This is a genomic window from uncultured Pseudacidovorax sp., assembly GCF_913773995.1.
Classification (GTDB): Bacteria; Pseudomonadota; Gammaproteobacteria; order Burkholderiales; family Burkholderiaceae_C; genus Xenophilus.
Map to the genome: position 1 here is coordinate 1 of NZ_CAJYES010000185.1, position 21028 is coordinate 21028.

A 21028-nucleotide genomic window follows, 5' to 3' on the forward strand; every position below is an offset into this window, starting at 1 on the left:
TGTCCAGGCCGCCGGGCAGGCGCGCCAGCACCTCGTCGAAGGCGCTGGAATGCGCGGCGGCCTGCAAGTCGGCCTCGGGGCGGGCTTCGCCGAAATCGAGGTTCTCGCGCACGCTGGCCTCGAACACCTCGGCCTCCTGCGGGATCAGGGTGGCCAGCTGGCGCAGGCGGGTCCAGGGTGCGGGTTGTCCGTCCAGCCTAAGCTCGCCGGACTGGGGGGCATACAGGCCGGCTAGCACCCGTAGCAGCGTGCTTTTGCCGCCGCCGCTCGCACCCACCAGCGCCACGCGGCTGCCGCGCTGCAGCGTCAGGTCGATGTCCTGCAGCCCATGACCGCGGCTGCCATCGGCATAGCGCCATTGCATGCCCTGCAGCGTCAGCGTCACCCACCGTGCCTGCGTGTCCACGGGCGGCACCGGCTGCTCGGGGTCGCCCGGTGCGGCCCAGATCGGCGCGGCGCTGCCCCAGTCGGTGTGCATGCGCGCAAAGCTCTGGAAGTTGGCCGCCATGGAGCCCACGACGGACGCAGCCTGCTGTGCGTACTGGTAGATCATGAACACGGTGCCCAGCATCACTGGCTGGCCGGGCACGCGGTTCTGCCACACGTATTCCATGACCAGCGCCCAGGTCAGGCCCAGGCCCAGCAGGTCGACGGTGAACCACTTGCCTTCGTTCACCACCACGGCGCGCTTCAGCGGCGCCGACACCGCGCCCATGCGCCGCCCGAGCAGCCGGCGCGAGGCCGCCTGCAGCCGCAGGCCGATCACCGTGCCGGCATTGCCGATGAAGTCGAACAGGGCGGCGGCGTAGCGCCGGTCGGCATCGTTCTCGGCGCGGGCCAGCTGCATCAGTGTGCGGTCGAAGCGCACGATGACGACCGCGATGGCGACGAAGCCCACCAGCGCGATCAGCCCGCTGGCCGGCGCCAGCAGCGCCAGGGCCACCAGCGGGCCGATGAAGCTGAAGGCGTTCTGCACGTAGACGAACTGGTTCTGGGTGAAGTCCGACAGCGCGCGGCTGGCCTGGTGCACGCGATGCTGCAGCTCGCCGGAATGGTGGCCATCGCGCCACACCAGCGGCGCGGCGGCGATGCGAGCATAGAGCTGGTCGGCCACGCGCTCGCGCACGCGCAGCCCGACGTTGCGCTCCAGCACGCGGCCGGGGCCGTGCAGCATCCACGAGACGAGGTAGATGGCCAGCAGCAGCAGGATCCAGCGGCCCGAGCCGGCGATATCGCCGCGCTGCAGGGTGTCGATGGCGCGACCGGCGAGCCAGGGCAGGGTGAGGCGGATGAGCTGCGAGGCCGAGATGAGCGTCGTCGCACCCACCAGATGGGTGCGCACGCCCTCGGCATGGCGCCATAGCGCCTGGTAGAGCTCGCGGACCGCACGGGCAGGAGACGACGTCGCCATCGCCGCGGGGCCTTACTTCAGCGGGATGGGCGTGCCCCGGTCCACCGGCACGGCGGTGACCGCATTGGTGGGCGAGCCGTCGATCAGCTTGTCGGAATAGGTGATGTAGACCAGCGTGTTGCGCCTGGCATCGACCATGCGCACCACGCGCAGCCGCTTGAACAGGATCGACTGCCGTTCGCTGTAGACCTCTTCCTGCTGCGGCAGGGGATTGGCGATGGCGATGGGCCCGACCTGGCGGCAGGCGATCGAGGCCTCGGCCTTGTCCTCGGCCAGGCCGACGGCGCCCGACAGGCCACCGGTCTTCGCACGCGAGACATAGCAGGTCACGCCCGTGACCTTGGGGTCGTCATAGGCCTCGACCACCACCTTGTGGTCGGGGCCGATGAGCTTGAAGGCCGTGCTGACCTCGCCGACCTTGGTGTTCTGGGCCTGGGCCACGCCGGCGGCGGCAGCCAGCAGCAGCGGCAGGAGCAGCGGTGCACGCATCACTGGATGTCCAGGGTGTGGATCTGGAAGCGGCCGGCGCGCCGGTCCTCGAAGAAGCAGCGCAGCGCTTCGCGCACGGTGCGGAAGGCGATCTCGTCCCAGGGGATCTCGTCTTCCTCGAACAACCTCGCCTCGATGGTCTCGTGGCCAGGGTCGAAGCGATCGCTCTGCAGCTCGGCCAGGTAGAACAGGTGCACCTGGCCGACGCGCATGACGTTCATGATGGCGAAGAGCTCGCCCATCTTGAACTGGGCCCCGGCCTCCTCGACCGTCTCGCGCGCGGCGCCGTCGGCGGTGGTTTCGCCCAGTTCCATGAAGCCCGCCGGCAGCGTCCACTTGCCCCAGCGCGGCTCGATGTTGCGCTTGCACAGCAGCACGCGCGTGCCCAGCACCGGCACCGTGCCCACCACGTTCAGCGGGTTCTCGTAGTGGATGGTGCCGCAGGCCGGGCAGACGGCGCGCTCGCGCGTGTCGCCGTCGTCCGGCACGCGGTAGACCACCGCGGTGCCGCAGGCCTTGCAGTGCTTGATGCGGGGTCGCTCGAACATGGGGCGCCGGCTCCTCGGTGGCCGATCAGGCGATGCGCACCGACAGGCGCGGCAGGCCGGCCACCTCGCCCTCCAGCAGGTCGCCCTGCACGACCGCGGCCACGCCCTCGGGCGTGCCGGTGTAGATCAGGTCGCCGGGCTGCAGCTCCCAGGCGGCCGACAGGTGTTCGATGGTCTCGGCGATGTTCCAGATCAGCTGGCTCACGTTGCTGCGCTGGCGGTCGGTGCCATTGACCTGCAGCGAGATCGCGGCCTTCTCGATGTCGCCAGCTTCGGCCTTGGGCACGATCGGGCCGATGGGCGAGCTCTGCTCGAAGCTCTTGCCGATCTCCCAGGGGCGACCCTGCTTCTTCATGTCGTTCTGCAGGTCGCGACGGGTCATGTCCAGACCCACGGCGTAGCCGAAGATGTGGTTGTGGGCGTCGGCCGCGGCGATGTTCTTGCCGCCGGTGCCGATGGCCACCACGAGTTCGATCTCGTGGTGCAGGTTCTTGGTCAGGGTGGGGTAAGCCGCGGTGCCGGTGGTGCCGGCGTCGACCACCACGGCCGCATCGGCCGGCTTCATGAAGAAGAAGGGCGGCTCGCGGCCGGTGAAGCCCATTTCCTTGGCATGCTCCTCGTAGTTGCGGCCGACGCAGTAGATGCGGTGGATCGGGAAGCGCGCGGCGCTGCCCGCCACGGGAACCGACACCACCGGTGCCGGCGCAAAGACGAAATCCTGGGAAGCCATGGAGACTGCTCTTGGAAGGGTTGGGGGAGGGGAAGGGCGCAGTGTGCCAGAGGCGGCGCCGTCGTATGCTCGCCGACCATGATCAAGCTGCACAACTACTTTCGCTCCTCGGCCTCCTTCCGCGTGCGCATCGCCCTGCAGCTCAAGGGCCTGCCGTATGACTACGTGCCGGTGCACATCGCCCGTGGCGACCACAAGACCGCGCCGTATGCGCAGATCTCGGCCGACCAGCTGGTGCCGCTGCTGGAGACGGACGACGGCCAGCGTTTCTCGCAGTCCATGGCGATCATCGAATACCTGGACGAGCTGCACCCCGAGCCGGCCCTGCTGCCGCGCGATGTGGCCGCCCGCGCCCATGTGCGTGCGCTGGCCCAGTCCATCGCCTGCGAGATCCATCCGCTGAACAACCTGCGCGTGCTTAAGTACCTGGTGCGCGAGCTCAAGCTGAGCGAAGACACCAAGAACGACTGGTACCGCCATTGGGTACGCGACGGACTGGTGGCCTTCGAGCGCCAGCTGGCCGCCTCGCCCGCTGGCCGCTTCTGCTGGGGCGACACGCCCACGCTGGCCGATTGCTGCCTGGTGCCGCAGATCTTCAATGCCCGCCGTTTCGACAGCGACCTGTCGGGTCTGCCGCGCACCATGGCGGCGTACGACGCCTGCATGGAACTGCCGGCCTTCCAGGCTGCGCAGCCGTCGCAGTGTCCCGACGCGGAATGAGCCGCGGATCGACGGCCGGAGCGTGGGCACGCAAATGATCTGCCCTGACTGGCCGGCGCCGCCTGGCGTGCATGCCCTGTGCACCACGCGCGACGGCGGCGTGTCCGGAAGCGCGCAGGGTGGCGGCTGGGCGGGCCTGAACCTGGGCACGCATGTGGGTGACGACCCGGCGGCGGTGGCCGAGAACCGCGCCCGGCTGGCTGAGGCCACCGGCGTGCGCCCTGTCTACCTGCAGCAGGTGCATGGCACGGCCTGCGCGCCGCTGGACGCAGCCAGCCCGGACGGCCTGGAGGCGGACGCCTGCACGACCGCCGAGCCCGGCATCGCCTGCACGATCATGGTGGCCGACTGCCTGCCGGTGCTGCTGACCGATGCGATGGGCCGGCGGGTGGCCGCCGCCCATTGCGGCTGGCGCGGCCTGGCCGCAGGCGTGCTCGACAGTGCCTGCGCTGCTTTCGAAGCTGGCAGCGAATTGCTGGCCTGGCTCGGGCCCTGCATCGGTCCGACCGCCTTTGAGGTGGGGCCCGAGGTCCGCGTGGCCTTCCTGGCGCGCGACGAAGGCGCTCACGCCTGCTTCGTGCCGGGCGCCGCCGAGGTCAAATGGCTGGCGAACCTGCCGGCCTTGGCGCGACGCCGCCTGGCCGCGCTGGGCGTGCGGGACGTGCATGGCAACGACGGCAGCGCCGCCTGGTGCACCGTCGGCAATCCCTCAGTCTTCTTTTCGTACCGGCGCGATGGGCGCGTCAGTGGCCGTTTCGCGGCCCTCATCTGGCGGGATTGAAGCGCCTGGTTGCGCGGACGGCGCGTTCGCGCCCTCTGCCGCGGCCTCCCGCGCGCGCCGCGCCCGACGCCGCGCGGGCGTGGACAGGATGTAGCCCACGATCGCCATGGGCAGCAGCCCATACAGCACGAAGGTGACGATGGCACCCAGCAGGCTGCCGTTGGTGTTCGTGGCTTCGGCCACGGCCATCATCACGGCCACGTAGAGCCAGGCGATCACGACGAGATGGAGAAACACGGGGCGGCTTTAGAGGTAGGCTTTCCGGGGGAAGAGGGGTCTCGAAAATGCAGGATACTCCGCCGGACCATCCGTCAGGTGAGGCACCGGAGACTCCATGAACCAGCAAGACGCGAAGGCCCAGATGAACGCCATGTTCGGGCCGTTTCAGCAGGCATTGACCGATGGTTGGGGCAAGGCAATGAGTGCCTTCGGCCAGCTCGGCAACGGCGGCAGCTTCGGCGGCGCCGCGCAGCCGGAGTTGCCGCGCTTCTCCTTCGACCCGGGTCGCCTGCAGGCCATCCAGCAGCAGTATGTGGAAGAGGCCGGCGCCCTGTGGCGCCAGGGCCTGTCGGTGCCGCCGCCGGGCGACAAGCGCTTCGCGGGCGAAGGCTGGGCCGCCAATCCCATGGCCGCGTTCTCGGCCGCGGCCTACCTGCTCAATGCCCGCACCCTGCTGGCCATGACCGAGGCGGTCGAGGCCGACGCCAAGACCCAGGCCCGGCTTCGCTTCGCGGTCGAGCAGTGGATGGCCGCCTCGGCGCCCAGCAACTTCCTGGCCTTCAACGCCGAGGCGCAGCAGAAAGCCCTCAAGACCCAGGGTGAGAGCATCGCCCGCGGCATGCAGAACCTGATGCACGACATGCGCCAGGGCCACGTCAGCATGACGGACGAGAGCGCCTTCGAGGTCGGCCGCAACGTGGCCACCACCGAGGGTGCCGTGGTCTTCGAGAACGAGCTGTTCCAGCTCATCGAGTACAAACCGCTGGGCGACAAGGTGCACGAACGCCCGCTGCTGCTGGTGCCGCCCTGCATCAACAAGTTCTACATCCTCGACCTGCAGCCCGACAACTCCCTGGTGCGCCATGCCGTCGAGCAGGGCCACCGCACCTTCGTCGTCAGCTGGCGCAATCCCGACGAGTCGCTGGCCCACACCACCTGGGACGACTACATCGAGAAGGGCGCCATCACCGCCATCGGTGCGGTGCAGGCCATTAGCGGCCAGGACAAGCGCGGCGGCAAGATCAACGTTCTGGGCTTCTGCGTGGGCGGCACCATCCTGGGCACCGCACTGGCAGTGCTAGCGGCACGCGGGCACAAGCCGGCGGCCTCGGTCACCTTCCTCACGACGCTGCTGCGCTTCGAGGACACGGGCATCCTCGACGTCTTCATCGACGAGGCCTTCGTGCGCTTCCGCGAGATGCAGATGGGCCGGGGTGGCCTGATGCCCGGCGCGGACCTGGCGGCCACCTTCAGCTTCCTGCGGCCCAACGACCTGGTCTGGAACTACGTGGTGGGCAACTACCTCAAGGGCGAGTCCCCGCCGCCCTTCGACCTGCTGTACTGGAACAGCGACGCCACCAACCTGCCCGGGCCCATGTACGCCTGGTATCTGCGCAACACGTATCTGGAAGACAAGCTGGCCGACAAGGATGCGGTCACGGTCTGCGGCGAGAAGGTGGACCTGGGCCGCATCGACATCCCGGCCTACATCTACGGCTCGCGCGAGGACCACATCGTGCCCATCGGCGGCGCCTATGCCACCACGCAACTGCTGTCGGGGTCGATGCGCTTCGTGATGGGCGCCTCGGGCCACATCGCCGGCGTGATCAATCCGCCCGCCAAGAAGAAGCGCAGCCACTGGCTGCGTGAGGACGACGCCTTCCCGCCGACGCATGGCGAGTGGCTGGAAGGCGCCACCGAGCACCCGGGCAGCTGGTGGACCGACTGGGACGCGTGGCTCAAGCGCCATGCCGGCAAGCAGGTCCCCGCACCCAAGGCCTATGGCAACGGCGCGGCCTACAAGGCCATCGAGCCGGCGCCGGGCCGCTACGTCAAGGCCAAGGCCTGACCCCTTTTCCTTCCCAACGATTTCATTGAAGAGAGAGCACCATGGAAGACATCGTCATCGTCTCGGCCACCCGCACCGCCATCGGCAAGTTCGGCGGTTCGCTGGCCGGCATACCGGCTACCGAGCTGGGCGCCATCGTCATCAAGGAAGCCCTGGCCCGTGCCAAGGTCGAGGCCGGCCAGGTGGGCGAGGCGATCATGGGCCAGGTTCTGGCCGCCGGCGCCGGCCAGAACCCGGCCCGCCAGGCCTGGCTCAAGAGCGGCGGCGCGAAGGAGACGCCGGCCCTGACCATCAACGCCGTCTGCGGCTCGGGCCTGAAGGCCGTGATGCTTGCTGCCCAGGCCATCAATGCCGGCGACAGCGAGATCGTTGTGGCCGGCGGCCAGGAAAGCATGAGCCTGGCGCCGCACGTGCTGCCCAACTCGCGCAACGGCCAGCGCATGGGCGACTGGAAGCTGGTCGACACCATGATCACCGACGGCTTGTGGGACGTGTACAACCAGTACCACATGGGCATCACGGCCGAGAACGTCGCCAAGCAGTACGACATCAGCCGTGCCGCCCAGGACGAGCTGGCGCTGGCCAGCCAGCAGAAGGCAGCGGCCGCCCAGGACGCCGGCAAGTTCAAGGACGAAATCACGGCCGTGAACATCCCGCAGAAGAAGGGCGACCCGATCGTCTTCAATGCCGACGAATTCATCAACCGCAAGACCAATGCCGAAGGCCTGGCCGGCCTGCGTCCCGCCTTCGACAAGGCTGGCGGCGTGACGGCAGGCAATGCCTCGGGCCTGAACGACGGCGCCGCCGCCGTTGTGGTGATGAGCGCGAAGAAGGCCGCCGCCCTGGGCCTCAAGCCCCTGGGCCGCATCGCCAGCTTTGCCACCACCGGTCTGGATCCGGCCATCATGGGCATGGGCCCGGTGTCGGCCTCGAAAAAGGCGCTGGAGCGCGCCGGCTGGAAGGCCGCCGACCTGGACCTGCTGGAGATCAACGAAGCCTTCGCCGCCCAGGCCTGCGCCGTGCACAAGGAAATGGGATGGGACATGAGCAAGGTCAACGTCAACGGCGGCGCCATCGCGCTGGGCCATCCGATCGGCGCCTCCGGCTGCCGCATCCTGGTCACCCTGCTGCATGAAATGGCCCGCCGCGATGCCAAGAAGGGCATCGCCTCGCTGTGCATCGGCGGTGGCATGGGCGTGGCGCTGACCATCGAGCGCTGATCGAGGCGCAGCGACCGGCGAGCGTCCGGCGCTGCCGTCACGGCACAAGCAGCGGCACAAGGCCCGGCGCGTCCGGGCCTTGTGCTTTCAGGCTGCGGCAGCGATGTCGTCCGCGAAGTTGAAGCCCGGGGCGTGCGACTGCTGCTTGCTGTGGTACATCGCCCGGTCGGCGGCGCGCAGGAGGGCGTCCAGGCTGTCGCCGTTCTGGGGGCGGCGCGCAATGCCGATGCTCATGCCGACGCGCAGGCCCTGGCCCTCCCATTCCACCGGCAGCGCGGCCTGGGCGAGCAGACGCTGGGCCAGGCCCGTCAGGGCATCACGCTGCGGATCGCCCGCCACCAACAGGGCAAACTCATCGCCGCCCAGACGTGCCACGAGGTCGGAGTCGCGCACCGACTCGCGCAGCCGCCCTGCCAGCGCTGCCAGCACGGCGTCGCCGGCTGCATGGCCGTGGCGGTCATTCACGGCCTTGAACCCATCCAGGTCCAGCAGCAGCACGGCGAAGGGCCGTCCCTCGCGCAGCCAGCGGTTGGCCTGGACCTCCAGCCCGGCGCGGCTGGCAACGCTGGTCAGCGGGTCGGTGCGCAGTGCGTCGATCAGCTCCAGGTTGTGGGCGGCCAGGGCTTGTTCGGAACGCAGCACCAGTCGCAGGCGTGAGGCCGCGGCCACGGCGAACACCACAAGTTCGAGCACCAGCGCGCCCTGCGTCAGGTTCATCTGGCCAGGCCGCCAGCTCAGCCAGCCCCAGGCGGCGAAGACGATGGCGCCCACAGCCAGCAGCAAGAGCGCAACACCCACGCAATACAGCACCGCCGGCCAGTAGCGTCGCCGGCCTGCCACGATGGCGCCGACCAGGAGCACGGCCGAGGCCAGCACGACCGACGCCTGCACCAGGTTGAAGGTGAGCAGCGGGTGCCGACCGAAGAGTCCGTACACGGCCGCGACGCCCAGTGCAACCAGCAGGCCGACGACCAGGCGGTCGAGCCAGGGCGCGAACTGCCGCAGGTTGAGCAGTTGGCGTCCGAACTGCAGCTTGCAGATGGCCCAGAGCGCCGGCATCAGCGTGTAGGACACGCCGGCCGCTGCCGGCCAGTTGGCGAAGGGGTAGCGCAGCAGATGCCCGTTGAAGCCGGCGATGGCCCCCAGTGCGCACAGGCAGGACAGCAGGTAGTAGACGTAGATCGGCTCCCCGAAGACCAGCAGCAGCACCAGGCCGTACACCAGCAGGCCGATCAGGATGCCGTAGCTGATGCCGTCGAACATGCGCTTGTCCTGCGTCGACTCCAGGTAGTCGGCGGTGCGCCAGACGCGCATGTCATAGATGCGGGCGAAGGTGGATTCCGCACGCACGTACACCGTGTACGGCTGCGCGTCCGGCAGGTGGAAGCGCCAGGCCATCTGCTCGGACGAGGCCGGGCGGGTGCGCCATGGATGGCGCATGCCGGTGACCACGGGTTCGGCCAGCGCATGACCGTCGGGCGCGATGGGGCCGTAGAAGCGCATCTCGTGCGTGGAGACCGATGGCACCAGCAGCAGCCATTCCTGCGGTGCGTCAATCGGGTCGGCCAGCCGCAGCTGGAACTTGAACCACAGCACCCGGTCGGCCTCACGTCCCAGCAGTGGGTTGTCCGGCAAGGTGAAGCGCGACTGCCACGCGGGTTGGCGTACCTCTTCCAGGGTGAGGCTGCGGCTGGTGTCGTCGAGCACCTGGAGGTGCCAGGCCAGCGGCAGGCCGCCTGCCTGGGGGCGGATGGCCACGGGTTCGAGTCGCTCTGCGGCGGAGGGTGCGACGGCCTGTGCGACGGCCCAGGCCGCCAGGCCCAGCCACAGCAGGACGCCCAGGCACAGCCTGCGCCAGGCGCAAGTGCCGCCGGCGGCGGTGTGCCTCATCGGGCGCCGGCCTCCAGCAGGCCGGCAAGCATCCGGATCGCGTCCGCGGCGTCTTCGGCCAGTCGGGCGGCGCCCGTGAGCATCAGGTTCAGCCGTTGGCCCCGGCCCTCGACTTCGGTGCCGTCCGCCTGCTCGCGCAGCACACCCCGCGCATCGAGCCCGCAAGGCCGCACGGCCTGGACGCGCTCGGCATAGCTGCCGGACGGCACGCCATAGGCCACCACGGGCTTGCCCAGCGCAATGGCGAAGCCGACCTCGAAGACCGTGCCCGAGTCGGGCTCCAGGCCGCGGAAGCACTGCAGATTGGCGATCACGCCGGCGCTGCTGCGGATCAGGTCGATGTTGCCCTGGTAGATGCGCCGTGCCTCTTCGTCGCTGTCCTGGGTGTCCGCCAGGTCGACCTGGGCATCGGAGGGCGCGACACCCTCCAGGCCGCAGGTGCTGCACAGCCGCTTCAGTTCCTGGAACACGGCCGCATGGTCGGCTCGGAAGATGTCCGGTCCCGCCAGATAGACACGCGGGCGCGGGGAGTCTGCATTCATTGCGCGCATTTTCGCGAACCGGCGTGCGTTTGGTGATGACGAAGACCATAAGTCATGCTGATGGCCCCTGCGGCGGACGCGATGGTCGCGTCGGTCGGCGGCCACCTAGCATCGTTCCATGCGCGTTGTCGCCTCCCTTCCATCGATGAATGCGCCTGGCGCCGAGGTCGCCCCCGCGTGGGCGCCTATCGGCATCCTGGGCGGCATGGGCCCGCTCGCCACGCTGGACTTCATGCACAAGCTGCTGGCGGCAACGCCGGCCCGCTGCGACCAGGAGCACCTTCCGCTGTTGGTCAGCTCCATTCCGCAGATCCCGGACCGAACGGCCGCCTTCCTCGGTCAGGGCGCCTCGCCCCTGCCGGCGCTGGTGGACAGCGCCCGTCGCCTGGCCGATGCGGGTGCGCAGCTCATCGTGATGCCCTGCAACACGGCGCACCTCTGGTTCGAGCCGCTGCAGGCCACGCTTGGCCTGCCGATGCTCCACCTAGTGGATGCCGCATTAAAGGAGGCGGTGCGCCAGACGCCGGCAGGGGCCGCGATCGGGCTGCTGGCCACGCGCGCCACGCTGGCGTCGGGCCTGTACGTGCAGCGCGCCGATGCCTCCGTTCGGTGGCTGATGCCGACACCGGACGAATTGGCGCGGTGGGTGATGCCGGGCATCCAGGCCATCAAGGCCGGCGATCTGGCGCGGGGTGCGAGCTGCCTGCGGCAGGCGGCCCAGGCGCTGGCCGACCGCGGCGCGGGCTCGCTGGTGCTGGGTTGCACCGAGATCCCGCTGGTGCTCGATGCCGAGCGCGCCGGGTTGCCTGTGATCGATGCCACGGCCGCCCTGGCGCGGGCCACGGTGGCCTGGGCGCTGGCGCAACGTACAACGGCACCGGAGAGGGCGAACGTGCCGGCCTGACGCCCCGCCCCTTCTAGGCGTCCATGCCGCCCCGGCGTGCTGGCCCGTCGGCCCGCAGAGGCTGCCGCCGGCCGATCAGCGGTGCTCGGCGGTGACCGACCGCAGCGCCTTCAGGAAGTCGGCGACTGCCCGTGGCGAGCGCACCCCTTGGGGCAGCAACGCGCGCACCTCGACGGTGATCTCGGGCAGCAGCGTGCGCACATGCAGCGCCTCATCCCGCCGTGCCTGGGCGGTGAAGGAATCGACGATGGCCGGGCCGAAGCCCTGCTCCGCCAGCACCAGCGCGATGTGGTGCGTCTGCACCGTGATGCCCCCGGTGGGTGCGACGCCCAGGCGGGACCACTGCTCGGCCAGCATGGTGCCGATGGGGTCGCGTTCGTCGATGCGGATGATGGGGCTGCGGAGCACCTCATCCAGCGCCACGGTGGCGCGGGTGTCGGCGCCGGCATGGTCCACGCGCGAGACGCACACCAGCCGGCCGCTCGCGATGGCCTCCTCGTGCAGGGCCGGATGCGGCGCGCTGCCATAGACCACACCCACGTCACCCTCGTGCAGCGCCATCGCCTGGGCGATCTCGCGCGAATGCAGGGTGCGGATGGTGACCGGCATGTCGGGATGGCGGCGCTTGAAGACGGCCAACGCATCGGGCAGCGCCCGCACCGCCAGCGACGGCACGATCAGCACGCGCAGCGGTGTGTCCTCGTCGCGGCCAAGGGCCAGCGCCAGACGTCGTACGCGCTCCAGCTGCGCCATCAGCGGCTGCACCTGGGCATACAGCGCCTGGGCTTCCGAGGTGGGCACCAAACGGTTGCGCTGCCGCGTGAACAGCGGATAGCCCAGCTGCAGCTCGGCATGCTGCAAGGTCTGCGTGGCGGCCGGCTGGGTGACATGCAGAAGCCGTGCGGCGGCGCTGACGCTGCCGGTCAGCATGACGGCGTGGAAGACCTCGAGGTGCTTGAGCTTCATCGGCGGACGCGGTGGACGCCGAACGGCGCTCAGCCTCGCTCGTAGGTCACGAAAGCAAAGGGCAAGGCCTCGGGCGCGGCGCTGACGTGTGCTTCTCGCACCGTTTCGCGCCAGCGGGCATCGAGCACCGGTGCGAAGGCGTCGCCCTCGTAGTCGCGGTCGATCTCGGTGACGACGGCCCGTTGCGCCAGCGGAGCCGCTTCGCCATAGAGCTGGGCGCCGCCGATCACCCACAGTTCGGGCACGTCGCCCGCTGCGGCGATGGCCTCGGCCAGGCTGCCGGCGCGCACGGCGCTCTCCGCCTTCCAGTCGACCTGGCGTGTGACGACGATGTTGGTGCGGCCCGGCAGCGGCCGGAAGCGCGGCGGCAACGAATCCCAGGTGCGGCGCCCCATGATGACCGGGCAGCCGCGGGTCTGGGCGCGGAAGTGCGCCATGTCCTCGGGCAGGTGCCAGGGCAGGGCGTTGTCCTTGCCGATGACGCCGTTGGCGGCACGGGCGAAGATCAGGTTCAAGCGGCCCATCGGCGAAGCGCATGCTTCAGACGGCCACCGGCGCCTTGATGGCCGGGTGCGGGTCGTAGCCTTCGAACTCGAAGTCCTCGAACTGGTAGTCGAAGATGCTCGCGGGCCGGCGCTTGATGTGCAGCGTCGGGTAGGGGCGCGGCTCGCGCGAGAGCTGCAGCGCCACCTGCTCGGCATGGTTGCTGTAGATGTGGCAGTCGCCGCCGGTCCAGATGAAGTCGCCCACCTCCAGGTCGCACTGCTGCGCCAGCATGTGGGTCAGCAGCGCATAGCTGGCGATGTTGAAGGGCACGCCCAGGAAGATGTCGGCGCTGCGCTGATAGAGCTGGCACGACAGCCGCCCTTCGGCCACATAGAACTGGAAGAAGGCATGGCAGGGCATCAGCGCCATCTTCGAGAGTTCGGCCACGTTCCAGGCGCTGACGATGATGCGGCGCGAATCGGGGTTGCTCTTGAGCTGTTCGACCACCTGGGCGATCTGGTCGATGTGACCGCCATCGGGCGTGGGCCAGCTGCGCCACTGCACGCCGTAGACAGGGCCGAGGTCGCCGTCCTCGCGCGCCCATTCGTCCCAGATCGTCACGCCGCGCTCGCGCAGCCAGTTGTTGTCGGACGAGCCCGCCAGGAACCACAGCAACTCGTGGATGATGGACTTGAGGTGGACCTTCTTGGTGGTCACCAGCGGGAAGCCCTCGCGCAGGTCGAAGCGCATCTGGTGGCCGAACACGCTCTTGGTGCCCGTGCCGGTGCGATCCGCCTTGAACACGCCATGCGTGTCGACGTGGCGCATGAAGTCTTCGTACTGGGAGCGGATGGGGCGGGTCATGGCTGAAGAGGGCGGAGGGCCCGGCGGGGCTGGGCTGGGCGGGAAGGACGGGAGACACGACAGCACCGGCTCGGCTGCCGGCGTGGCGGCGTGGCGGCGTGGCGGCGTAGTTTATGCGGGGCCGTCGGGGCGGGCAGGCGGCGCAGCCGTCGCGATCGCCGTCGCCCAGCGCGGCAGCGGCGGATCGAGCGTGACCCAGCCCGCCGCGGTGCGCAGAGCGACCAGCCGCGGGCCGCCTAGTTCGACGTCGCGGCCGTCGTAGAGGTAGGCCGCATCGGCCTCGCGCACGGCCTCGGCCAGCAGGGCCAGCGTGCGCGGGTAGCGCGCCAGGATGCGCTCGGGCGGCACCGCATGGCCGCCTTCGCGCACGCGCTGGGCCACGCGGGTGACCAGCCGCTGCGGATCGTCCAGCGCCACGACGTGCAGCGCGACGGTGAAGCCAGCGGCGCGCGCCTCGCGGATCAGGGTCAGCTTGGAGGGATGGGAGAAGACCGTTTCGCTGACGAAAGGCGTGCCTGCGGCAATGAGTGCGGCGCGGCGGGTGTCGGCCCAGCCTCGGGCGGCTTCGGAGCGGGCCTGCGGGTCGGTGATGTGCTGCAGCTGGGCCCGCTCGTGCAGGTCGGCATTCACGAACTCCAGGCCGGCGCCGACGATGCCCTCGTGCACCAGCGCGCGATAGAGCGTGGATTTGCCGGCGCCGTTGGGGCCGGCCAAAAGATGCAGCCAGCGCGGCGTGGCACCGGAAGCGGTCGGCATCGGCAGAAGAGGTTCAGGCGGTGGGCAGCAGTGCGCCTGAATCGGCCGGGGCGCGGTTTTCGTTCACCAGGGTGCGCACGCGCTGTGCCAGCGTGCCGCTGGCCTGGGCAGCCAGCAGGCGGGCGGTGAGAGCCTCGACGGAGGCGGGTTCGGTTGGCGCCTCGGCCTGGCGCCTTTCATGGGCCTCGATGGCGGCCCGCGCTTCCTGCACGCTCAGGCCGGTGTGCTCGACGATCTGGCCCAGCGTGGCCCAGTATTCGATCTGGCTGGCGATGGAGCGTCGCATGGGCTGGGCGGCGCGGCGAGCCTGTTCTACCAGCGGGGTGGGCAATTTGACCGAGGCGAAGGCGGATGCGGGCATGGCAATGACTCCTGATTGGCGCATTTTGCGCCACATCCGCTAATCCGCGCCACGCCCAGGGATGCGGTGCAGCCGGGGGCTGGCCGGCCTCAGCGCACCAGCACCCGCCCCGGATTGAGCAGACCCTGCGGATCGAGCGCGGACTTGATGGCCCGCATCATGCCGAGCGCCACCGGCGACTTGTGCTTTTCCAGCGTCTCGACCTTCAGGCTGCCGATGCCATGCTCGGCCGAGAAGGAGCCACCGAACTTCTGCACCTGCGCATAGACCAGTTCGTTGACCCGCTTCTCCTGCTCGCGCAGGAAGGCCTTGGCATCGCCCTCGGCCGGCGCCTGCACGTTGTAGTGCAGATTGCCGTCGCCCAGGTGGCCGAAGTTGACCAGGCGCACACCCGGAATCTCGCGCGCCAGCAGGGCGTCGGTTTCGGCGCAGAAGGCCGGGATGCGCGACACCGGCAAGGAGATGTCGTGCTTGATGTTGAGGCCTTCCTCGGCCTGGGCCAGCGGAATGCTCTCGCGGATGTGCCACAGCTCGTGCGCCTGCGACAGGTTCTCGGCCACCACGGCATCGGCCACGCAGCCGGATTCGAAGGCCGATTCGAGCAGCGACTCGAAGCGGGCGCGGGCGTGTTCCTCGGATTCGCTGTCGGAGTTTTCCAGCAGCACGAAGTAGGGATGGCCGTCGCCCGACTCGTCGGCGAAGGGCACGCGCAGCTGCGGCATGTGCCGGCGCACCAAGCTGAGGGCGAAGCGGCCCATCACCTCGAAGCCCGTCAGGCCTGCGCCCAGGTGCCGCTGGGCCTGCCCCAGCAGCTGCACGGCGTCATCGAAGGAGCCCACGGCCGCCCAGGCCGTGAGCCGCGCCGCCGGCTGTGGAAAGAGCTTGAGCGTGGCCGCCGTGATGATGCCCAGCGTGCCTTCGCTGCCGACCATCAGGTCGCGCAGGTCGTAGCCGGTGTTGTCCTTGCGCAGGCCGCTGGTGCCGTCCCACACCTCGCCCTGGGCGGTCACCACCTCCAGGCCCAGGCACAGTTCACGCGCATTGCCGTAGCGCAGCACCTGCGTGCCGCCTGCATTGGTCGCCAGGTTGCCGCCGATGGTGCAGCTGCCTTCGGCTGCCAGGCTCAGTGGAAACAGGAAGCCGGCCTTGGCGGCGGTCTCCTGCAGCACCTGGAGCACGCAGCCAGCCTCGACGGTGATGGTGAGGTTGGCGGCGTCGATCTCGCGCACTGCCGTCATGCGCGCCAGGCTCATCACCACCTGCGAGCCGCTCTCGTCCGGAATCGAGCCCACGGCCAAGCCGGTATTGCCACCCTGGGGCACGATGGTCGTGCCGGCCGCGGCGCAGGCCTTGACCACCGCCGCCACCTCGGCGGTGCTGCCGGGGCGGACCACGGCCAGGGCCTTGCCCCGGGCGCGCTTGCGCCAGTCCTGTTCGTAGGCGGTGAGGTCGCCGTCGGTGAGCACATGGGCGGCGCCCACGAGGGCGCGCAGCGAGTCGATCAGTCCAGGGGTCGTCATGGTCTCAGGAGGTCGATGGATCGGCGGCGCGCATTTGCCGGCCAGCCCGCAGCCGCAGGCGCACATGCCAGGCACAGGCCACGAAGAGCAGCAGACACAGCGCGATCTCGATGCCCGCGAGGGCGCGGCTCGTCGGCAGCGTGTCGCTCCAGGCGCGCACCACGCCTTCGGTGAAATAGAGCCAGATCATCAGGCTCAGCCAGCGGTAGGTGTACAGCCGCCACTTGAGCAGGCCGGCCAGCGGCACCACCAGCGGCAGCACCTTCAGCGCCAGCCAGCTGCCGCCCGGGCGCAGCGGCGCCAGCCACAGCTCCCAGGCCAGGCCCAGCCCGATCAGGCCGAGCAGACAGCCCACGGCCAGCGTGCGCGTGGCGGCGACGGAGGCCGAGGGACGGGCAGGGGATGTGTTCAAACCAGGGGAGGAAAGGGGCCGCGGCACGCGAGGGCGACGGCGGTGTCGGAGGGCGGTGGCATGATACCCAGCATGATTCGCCATCGGCTCTGGAGGGATCTGACGCGCTTTCCGTGGCGCAGCACCGCGGCGGTGCTGGGCGAGCGGTTCCGCGACGATCGGCTGGCCCTCACGGCCGGCAGCCTCACCTTTACCACCACCATCGCCCTGGTGCCCTTCTTCACGGTGGCCCTGGCGCTGTTCACCGTCTTTCCGATCTTCGCCACGCTGCAGGACCGGCTGCAGCGCTGGCTGGTGCAAAGCCTCATCCCCGAGAACATCGCGCGCCAGGTGCTGGGCTACCTGACGCAGTTCGCCGGTGCGGCCAGCGGGCTGGGCATCGTGGGCCTCGGGGTGCTGCTGATCACGGCCATCGCGCTGATCCTGACCATCGACAAGACGCTCAACGGCATCTGGCGCGTGCCGCGGCCGCGGCCGCTGGCGCAGCGGGTGCTCATTTATTGGGCGTCAATCACGCTCGGGCCGTTGCTGCTCGCGGTCAGCCTGTCGACCACCGCCTACGTGTTCAGCGCCTCGCGCGGCCTGATCGGCGAGGCGGGGCTCAACCTGCGTTGGCTGTTCGACGGCGCCGAGTTCCTGCTGCTGGCGCTGGGCATGGCCTCGCTCTACCACTATGTGCCCAATACGCAGGTGCGCTGGGCCCATGCCTGGGCAGGTGGCCTGTTCGTCGCTGCGGCCATCGAGGTGGCCAAGCGGGTGCTCGCGTTGTACCTGAGCTTCGTGCCCACCTATTCGGTGCTCTATGGCGCCTTCGCCACTGCGCCCATCCTGCTGATCTGGATCTACACGGCCTGGGTGATCGTGCTGCTGGGGGCGGTGATCGCGGCCTATTTGCCGATGCTCCTGGCCGGCGTGGCCCGGCGCGGGGGGCGGCCGGGCTGGCCGATGCAACTCGGCATCGAGGCGCTGCGCCTGTTGGCGCAGGCCCGCAAGGGGCCGGCGCGCGGGCTGGGGGTGCAGGAGATGGCCAGGCGGCTGCGGGCCGACGTGCTGCAGCTGACCCCGGTCGTCGACGCGCTGGTCCTGCTCGACTGGGTGGCGCCGCTGGCCGAGGAGCCGGCGAGCGGCGATCCGCGCTACGTGCTGCTGGTCGACCCGTCCGTCACGGCGCTGGCACCGATGGTCGAGGCGCTGCTTCTGCCTCGCAAGCCGGTGCTGGAACCGATCTGGGAGCGCGGCCCGCTGGCCCGCTTGACCCTGGCCGACGCTCTGGCGTCGGAGCGGTCGCCGGGGCCCGCCGAAGGCATCCCGCTGGCGGACGGCATCAGCGCCTGAGCGTCCGGCCGGCCTTCGGGCGGCCACCCGCCGCGAAGGACCCGATCAGAGCTTGACGCGCCCCGCCCAGATGTCCCGGTACATCACCCAGTCGCCCATGAAGCTGTAGAGCGGGCGCTTGAAGGAGGCCGGCTTGTTCTTCTCGAAGACGAAATGGCCGACCCAGGCGAAGCCGTAGCCGGCGAAGAGCGCCCCCAGCAGCCACCACGGGTTGGCCGTGACCACCAGCGCTGCCAGGCAGGCCAGCGCCAGCGTGGAGCCGATGAAATGCAGGCGCCGGCAGGTGCGGTCGGCGTGCTCGCTCAGGTAGAAGGGATAGAACTCGGCGAAGCTCGAGAACTGGCGCGGATCGACGGCGGCACCGGCCGGCGTGCGCGTGGCGGCGGGGGAGGGATTCATCGCTGTCTCCTGTCGCTTCTGAGGGCGTTGCCCATAATAGCGATGGCCCTTGCCTGGGCCAAAACCTCCTCCAAGACCCTGACGCCCGCACCGTGACCGACGCCCCCGCAGCCGATTCCACCTGGGCCGTGTGCCTGTGCGCCGAATGGTGCGGCACCTGCCGCGACTACCGCCCCCTGTTCGCCGAGGCCCAGCGCATGCACCCGCAGCTGCGCTTTGCCTGGGTCGACGTCGAGGACCACGCCGACCTGGCTGACGAGTTCGACGTCGAGACCTTCCCCACGCTGCTGCTGGCGGGGCCACAGGGCGTGCACTTCCTGGGGCCGATGCTGCCGCATGCCGGCACCCTGGCGCGCATGCTCGAATCGCCGCCGGCCGCCCGGCCCGCCGATGCCGCCGTCACAGCCCTGCTGCAGGCGCTGGCGGCGCGCCGGGACGACGCCTTTGCGGTGGACGGGGCGTAGCCGGCCTCATATTCGCTTCATCTGCCGGCCCTAGCCTGCGCCCATGCGGATACTGCTGGTCGAAGACGATGCCTCGCTGGGCGCCACCGTGCAGTCGTGGCTGCAGATGGACGGCCACGCCGTGGACTGGCTGCAGCGCGGCGACCAGGCCGTGACGGCGCTGGCCACGCATGACTACCAGTGCGTGCTGCTCGACCGCGGCCTGCCGGGCCTGGACGGCGACGGCGTCCTGCACGCCTTGCGCGCCCGCGGCGCCACGCTGCCGGTATTGCTGATCACCGCCCGCGACACGCTGGCCGACCGTGTCGAAGGCCTGGATCTGGGCGCCGACGACTACCTGGTCAAGCCCTTCGACCTCGAAGAACTCTCCGCCCGCGTGCGGGCCGCGCTGCGGCGCGAGGCCCGGCAGCCCTCGCCGGTGCTGCGGCATGGCGGCGTCACGCTCGATCCCGTTGCCAAGCGGGTGGCGCTGGAGGGCGTCCCGGTCACGGTCACGGCGCGCGAGTTCGCCGTGCTCGAAGCGTTGATGCGCCGCCCCACCCACATCCTCAGCCGGGCGCAGATCGAGGAGGCCCTCTACGGATGGGGCGAGGAGGTGGAAAGCAACGCCATCGAGGTCCACATCTACAACCTGCGGCGCAAGCTGGGCAGCGGCTTCATCACGACGGTGCGCAACCAGGGCTACGGCCTGGCACCTGCATGAGGGCCGACCGCCCCTGGTCGTTGCGTCGACGCCTGCTGGCCACGGTCGTGGCCGCCAGCGTCGCGGTCTGGCTGGTCAGCCTGGCCATCGTCATCCAGGTGGCCTGGCATGGCGTGAGCGAGACCTTCGACGAGGCGCTGGAGGAAAGCGCCGAGCTTGTGCTGCGCCTGGGCCGCGAGCCCGCCACGGCGGCGACAGCCGGCGCACGCGGCGACGGGCTGCGCCTGCGCATCTACTACCAACTGGTGTCGCCCGATGGCCGCGTGCTGCAGCGGGGCAGGGATGCACCGGCCACTCCCTTCATCGCGCAACTCGCGGGTGACGACGAGCACTACAACGTGCGGGTGGACGGCCACTACTGGCGCGTGCATGTGCGGCGCGACCCCGCCACCGGTCTGCAGGCCCAGGTCGGCCAGCCCTGGGAGGAGCGGCTGGACCTGCTGGAGGACATCGCCGAGCGCCTGGCGTGGCCGGCGCTTGGCCTGCTGCTGCTGCTGGTGGCCGTGTGCTGGTTCGCCATCCGCCGGCTGCTGCGCCCACTGGAGACCGCCGCCGCCGGCATCGCCGCCAAGTCGCCGCAGGACCTGACGCCCGTCGACGCGCAGGGCATGCCCGAGGAGCTGCGGCCCATCCTCGGCGCGCTGGACGGCCTGCTGGCGCGGCTGGCCACCGCGATGGAGGGCGAGCGCCGCTTCACCAGCGACGCCGCGCACGAGCTGCGCACGCCGCTGGCCGCTCTGCGCAACCGCGTGCAACTGCTCGCGCGGCAGGGCCACCTGCCCGCGGAGGAAGCACGCCAGCTGCGTGCCGACGTAGACCGCAGCACGCAGCTGGTCGAAAGCCTGCTGGCCCTGGCCCGGCTGGACCCGGTGAAGACGCTGGAGGCCGTTGAGCCCGTACCGCTGGCGTCCCTGGTGGACGAGGCGCTGGCCGGTGCGCGGCCGCGGCAGGGCGACCCCGGCGCGGAGATGGCCAAGGCGGCACGCGTGGAGGCGGCACTCGCGGTTCCGGTCCTCACCGGCCATCCCGCGCTGCTGGCCACGCTGGTGCGGAACCTGGTCGACAACGCGCGCCGCTACGGCGGCAGCGAGGTGCGCATCCGCGTGGAAAGCACGGCCTTGCCTGGCGGCGGCACGCGTCTGGCCGTGCGCGACGACGGGCCCGGCGTGCCGCCTGCGCAGCGCCGGCGGCTGGGCGAGCGCTTCTTCCGCGTGCTGGGCAGTGGGCAGCCGGGCAACGGCCTTGGCCTGTCCATCGTGACGCGCATTGCCGCGTTGCACGGGGCGCGGCTGCATTTCGAAGAAGGGCTGGAGGGTCGCGGGCTCTCGGCGATCGTCGACTTCCCTGCGCGCTGACGCGCTTGGAGGCCCATCAGTTGGCCTTCATCTTCGGGCCGCCCAATGGCATCACTGGCCCGGGATGCTCCGGGCACAGCCTTTGTCCCGCCTGAATCGTTTCG

At 70.1% G+C, this 21028-nt stretch carries 24 protein-coding genes; 9 read left to right on the forward strand and 15 right to left on the reverse strand.

Annotated elements, in window-relative coordinates; genetic code table 11:
• From QZ772_RS16870 to QZ772_RS16885, 4 genes are all read right to left on the reverse strand, one after another.
• Positions 1-1411, reverse strand: a 1411-nt coding sequence (locus tag QZ772_RS16870; RefSeq protein ID WP_295528680.1) for an ABC transporter ATP-binding protein, incomplete at its 3' end; no start/stop codon positions are given.
• A 12-nt stretch (positions 1412-1423) separates the two neighbouring features.
• The gene (locus QZ772_RS16875; protein ID WP_295528682.1) at positions 1424-1900 is read right to left on the reverse strand and encodes a CreA family protein; all 477 of its coding nucleotides are present in this window, start codon (positions 1898-1900) and stop codon (positions 1424-1426) included.
• Positions 1900-2448 (reverse strand): NUDIX hydrolase, encoded by a 549-nt coding sequence (locus QZ772_RS16880; RefSeq protein WP_295528684.1) that lies wholly within the window; start codon positions 2446-2448, stop codon positions 1900-1902. The genes QZ772_RS16875 and QZ772_RS16880 overlap by 1 nt, the downstream gene beginning before the upstream one ends.
• Before the next feature lie 25 nt (positions 2449-2473).
• A complete protein-coding gene (locus tag QZ772_RS16885; RefSeq protein ID WP_295528686.1) occupies positions 2474-3178 on the reverse strand; it encodes a fumarylacetoacetate hydrolase family protein in 705 nt (234 codons plus the stop codon).
• 81 nt (positions 3179-3259) lie between these two features.
• Between QZ772_RS16885 and maiA the strand changes: the two genes are divergently transcribed.
• On the forward strand, positions 3260-3898 hold the full coding sequence (maiA, locus tag QZ772_RS16890) for a maleylacetoacetate isomerase (RefSeq protein ID WP_295528777.1): 639 nt from the start codon (positions 3260-3262) through the stop codon (positions 3896-3898).
• 34 nt (positions 3899-3932) lie between these two features.
• Entirely contained in the window at positions 3933-4679 is a 747-nt protein-coding gene (gene pgeF, locus QZ772_RS16895; protein ID WP_295528688.1) for a peptidoglycan editing factor PgeF, read from the forward strand.
• Here the strand turns inward: pgeF and QZ772_RS16900 are convergent.
• Positions 4608-4916 (reverse strand): hypothetical protein, encoded by a 309-nt coding sequence (locus QZ772_RS16900; protein ID WP_295528690.1) that lies wholly within the window; start codon positions 4914-4916, stop codon positions 4608-4610. The two genes, pgeF and QZ772_RS16900, sit on opposite strands and share 72 nt — an antisense overlap.
• Before the next feature lie 97 nt (positions 4917-5013).
• Between QZ772_RS16900 and phaC the strand changes: the two genes are divergently transcribed.
• A complete protein-coding gene (gene phaC / locus QZ772_RS16905; protein WP_295528692.1) occupies positions 5014-6747 on the forward strand; it encodes a class I poly(R)-hydroxyalkanoic acid synthase in 1734 nt (577 codons plus the stop codon).
• A 41-nt stretch (positions 6748-6788) separates the two neighbouring features.
• Entirely contained in the window at positions 6789-7967 is a 1179-nt protein-coding gene (locus QZ772_RS16910; protein ID WP_295528694.1) for an acetyl-CoA C-acetyltransferase, read from the forward strand.
• Positions 7968-8054: 87 nt separating this feature from the next.
• Here QZ772_RS16910 and QZ772_RS16915 read toward each other — a convergent pair whose 3' ends face one another.
• The gene (locus QZ772_RS16915; RefSeq protein ID WP_295528696.1) at positions 8055-9857 is read right to left on the reverse strand and encodes a diguanylate cyclase; all 1803 of its coding nucleotides are present in this window, start codon (positions 9855-9857) and stop codon (positions 8055-8057) included.
• Positions 9854-10399, reverse strand: coding sequence for a nucleoside 2-deoxyribosyltransferase (locus tag QZ772_RS16920; RefSeq protein WP_295528698.1), 546 nt, complete (start codon positions 10397-10399; stop codon positions 9854-9856). Before QZ772_RS16920 ends, QZ772_RS16915 begins: the two co-directional genes overlap by 4 nt.
• A 118-nt stretch (positions 10400-10517) precedes the next feature.
• On the opposite strand from QZ772_RS16920, the gene QZ772_RS16925 reads away from it, so the two are divergent.
• Positions 10518-11303 (forward strand): amino acid racemase, encoded by a 786-nt coding sequence (locus QZ772_RS16925; protein ID WP_295528700.1) that lies wholly within the window; start codon positions 10518-10520, stop codon positions 11301-11303.
• A 75-nt stretch (positions 11304-11378) separates the two neighbouring features.
• On the opposite strand, the gene QZ772_RS16930 is transcribed toward QZ772_RS16925, so the two are convergent.
• The 7 genes from QZ772_RS16930 to QZ772_RS16960 form a co-directional block, all read right to left on the reverse strand.
• Complete coding sequence (locus QZ772_RS16930) at positions 11379-12269, reverse strand: LysR family transcriptional regulator (protein WP_295528702.1); 891 nt, start codon at positions 12267-12269, stop codon at positions 11379-11381.
• Positions 12270-12298: 29 nt separating this feature from the next.
• Positions 12299-12793 (reverse strand): dihydrofolate reductase, encoded by a 495-nt coding sequence (locus QZ772_RS16935; RefSeq protein ID WP_295528704.1) that lies wholly within the window; start codon positions 12791-12793, stop codon positions 12299-12301.
• Between the two features lie 16 nt (positions 12794-12809).
• The gene (locus tag QZ772_RS16940; RefSeq protein ID WP_295528706.1) at positions 12810-13619 is read right to left on the reverse strand and encodes a thymidylate synthase; all 810 of its coding nucleotides are present in this window, start codon (positions 13617-13619) and stop codon (positions 12810-12812) included.
• A gap of 111 nt (positions 13620-13730) precedes the next feature.
• A complete protein-coding gene (locus QZ772_RS16945; RefSeq protein ID WP_295528708.1) occupies positions 13731-14375 on the reverse strand; it encodes an AAA family ATPase in 645 nt (214 codons plus the stop codon).
• A gap of 13 nt (positions 14376-14388) precedes the next feature.
• Positions 14389-14736, reverse strand: a complete 348-nt coding sequence (locus tag QZ772_RS16950) for a hypothetical protein (protein WP_295528710.1) — start codon at positions 14734-14736, stop codon at positions 14389-14391.
• Positions 14737-14825: 89 nt separating this feature from the next.
• Entirely contained in the window at positions 14826-16256 is a 1431-nt protein-coding gene (locus QZ772_RS16955; RefSeq protein ID WP_295528712.1) for an FAD-binding oxidoreductase, read from the reverse strand.
• A gap of 4 nt (positions 16257-16260) precedes the next feature.
• Positions 16261-16668 carry a DUF2069 domain-containing protein gene (locus QZ772_RS16960; RefSeq protein ID WP_295528714.1) on the reverse strand — a complete coding sequence of 136 codons (408 nt, stop codon included), beginning with the start codon at positions 16666-16668 and terminating at the stop codon, positions 16261-16263.
• 60 nt (positions 16669-16728) lie between these two features.
• Here QZ772_RS16960 and QZ772_RS16965 point away from each other — a divergent pair, with 60 nt between their 5' ends.
• Positions 16729-18003, forward strand: a complete 1275-nt coding sequence (locus tag QZ772_RS16965) for a YhjD/YihY/BrkB family envelope integrity protein (RefSeq protein ID WP_295528716.1) — start codon at positions 16729-16731, stop codon at positions 18001-18003.
• Positions 18004-18048: 45 nt separating this feature from the next.
• Here QZ772_RS16965 and QZ772_RS16970 read toward each other — a convergent pair whose 3' ends face one another.
• On the reverse strand, positions 18049-18402 hold the full coding sequence (locus QZ772_RS16970; protein WP_295528718.1) for a DUF962 domain-containing protein: 354 nt from the start codon (positions 18400-18402) through the stop codon (positions 18049-18051).
• A gap of 92 nt (positions 18403-18494) precedes the next feature.
• Here QZ772_RS16970 and QZ772_RS16975 point away from each other — a divergent pair, with 92 nt between their 5' ends.
• Genes QZ772_RS16975 through QZ772_RS16985 form a run of 3 tightly spaced genes read left to right on the forward strand, consistent with a single transcriptional unit; the run spans position 18495 to position 20924 of the window.
• The gene (locus QZ772_RS16975) at positions 18495-18866 is read left to right on the forward strand and encodes a thioredoxin family protein (RefSeq protein ID WP_295528720.1); all 372 of its coding nucleotides are present in this window, start codon (positions 18495-18497) and stop codon (positions 18864-18866) included.
• A gap of 43 nt (positions 18867-18909) precedes the next feature.
• A complete protein-coding gene (locus QZ772_RS16980; protein WP_295528722.1) occupies positions 18910-19569 on the forward strand; it encodes a response regulator transcription factor in 660 nt (219 codons plus the stop codon).
• Complete coding sequence (locus tag QZ772_RS16985) at positions 19566-20924, forward strand: ATP-binding protein (RefSeq protein WP_295528724.1); 1359 nt, start codon at positions 19566-19568, stop codon at positions 20922-20924. The genes QZ772_RS16980 and QZ772_RS16985 overlap by 4 nt, the downstream gene beginning before the upstream one ends.
• The last annotated feature ends 104 nt before the right edge of the window (positions 20925-21028 follow it).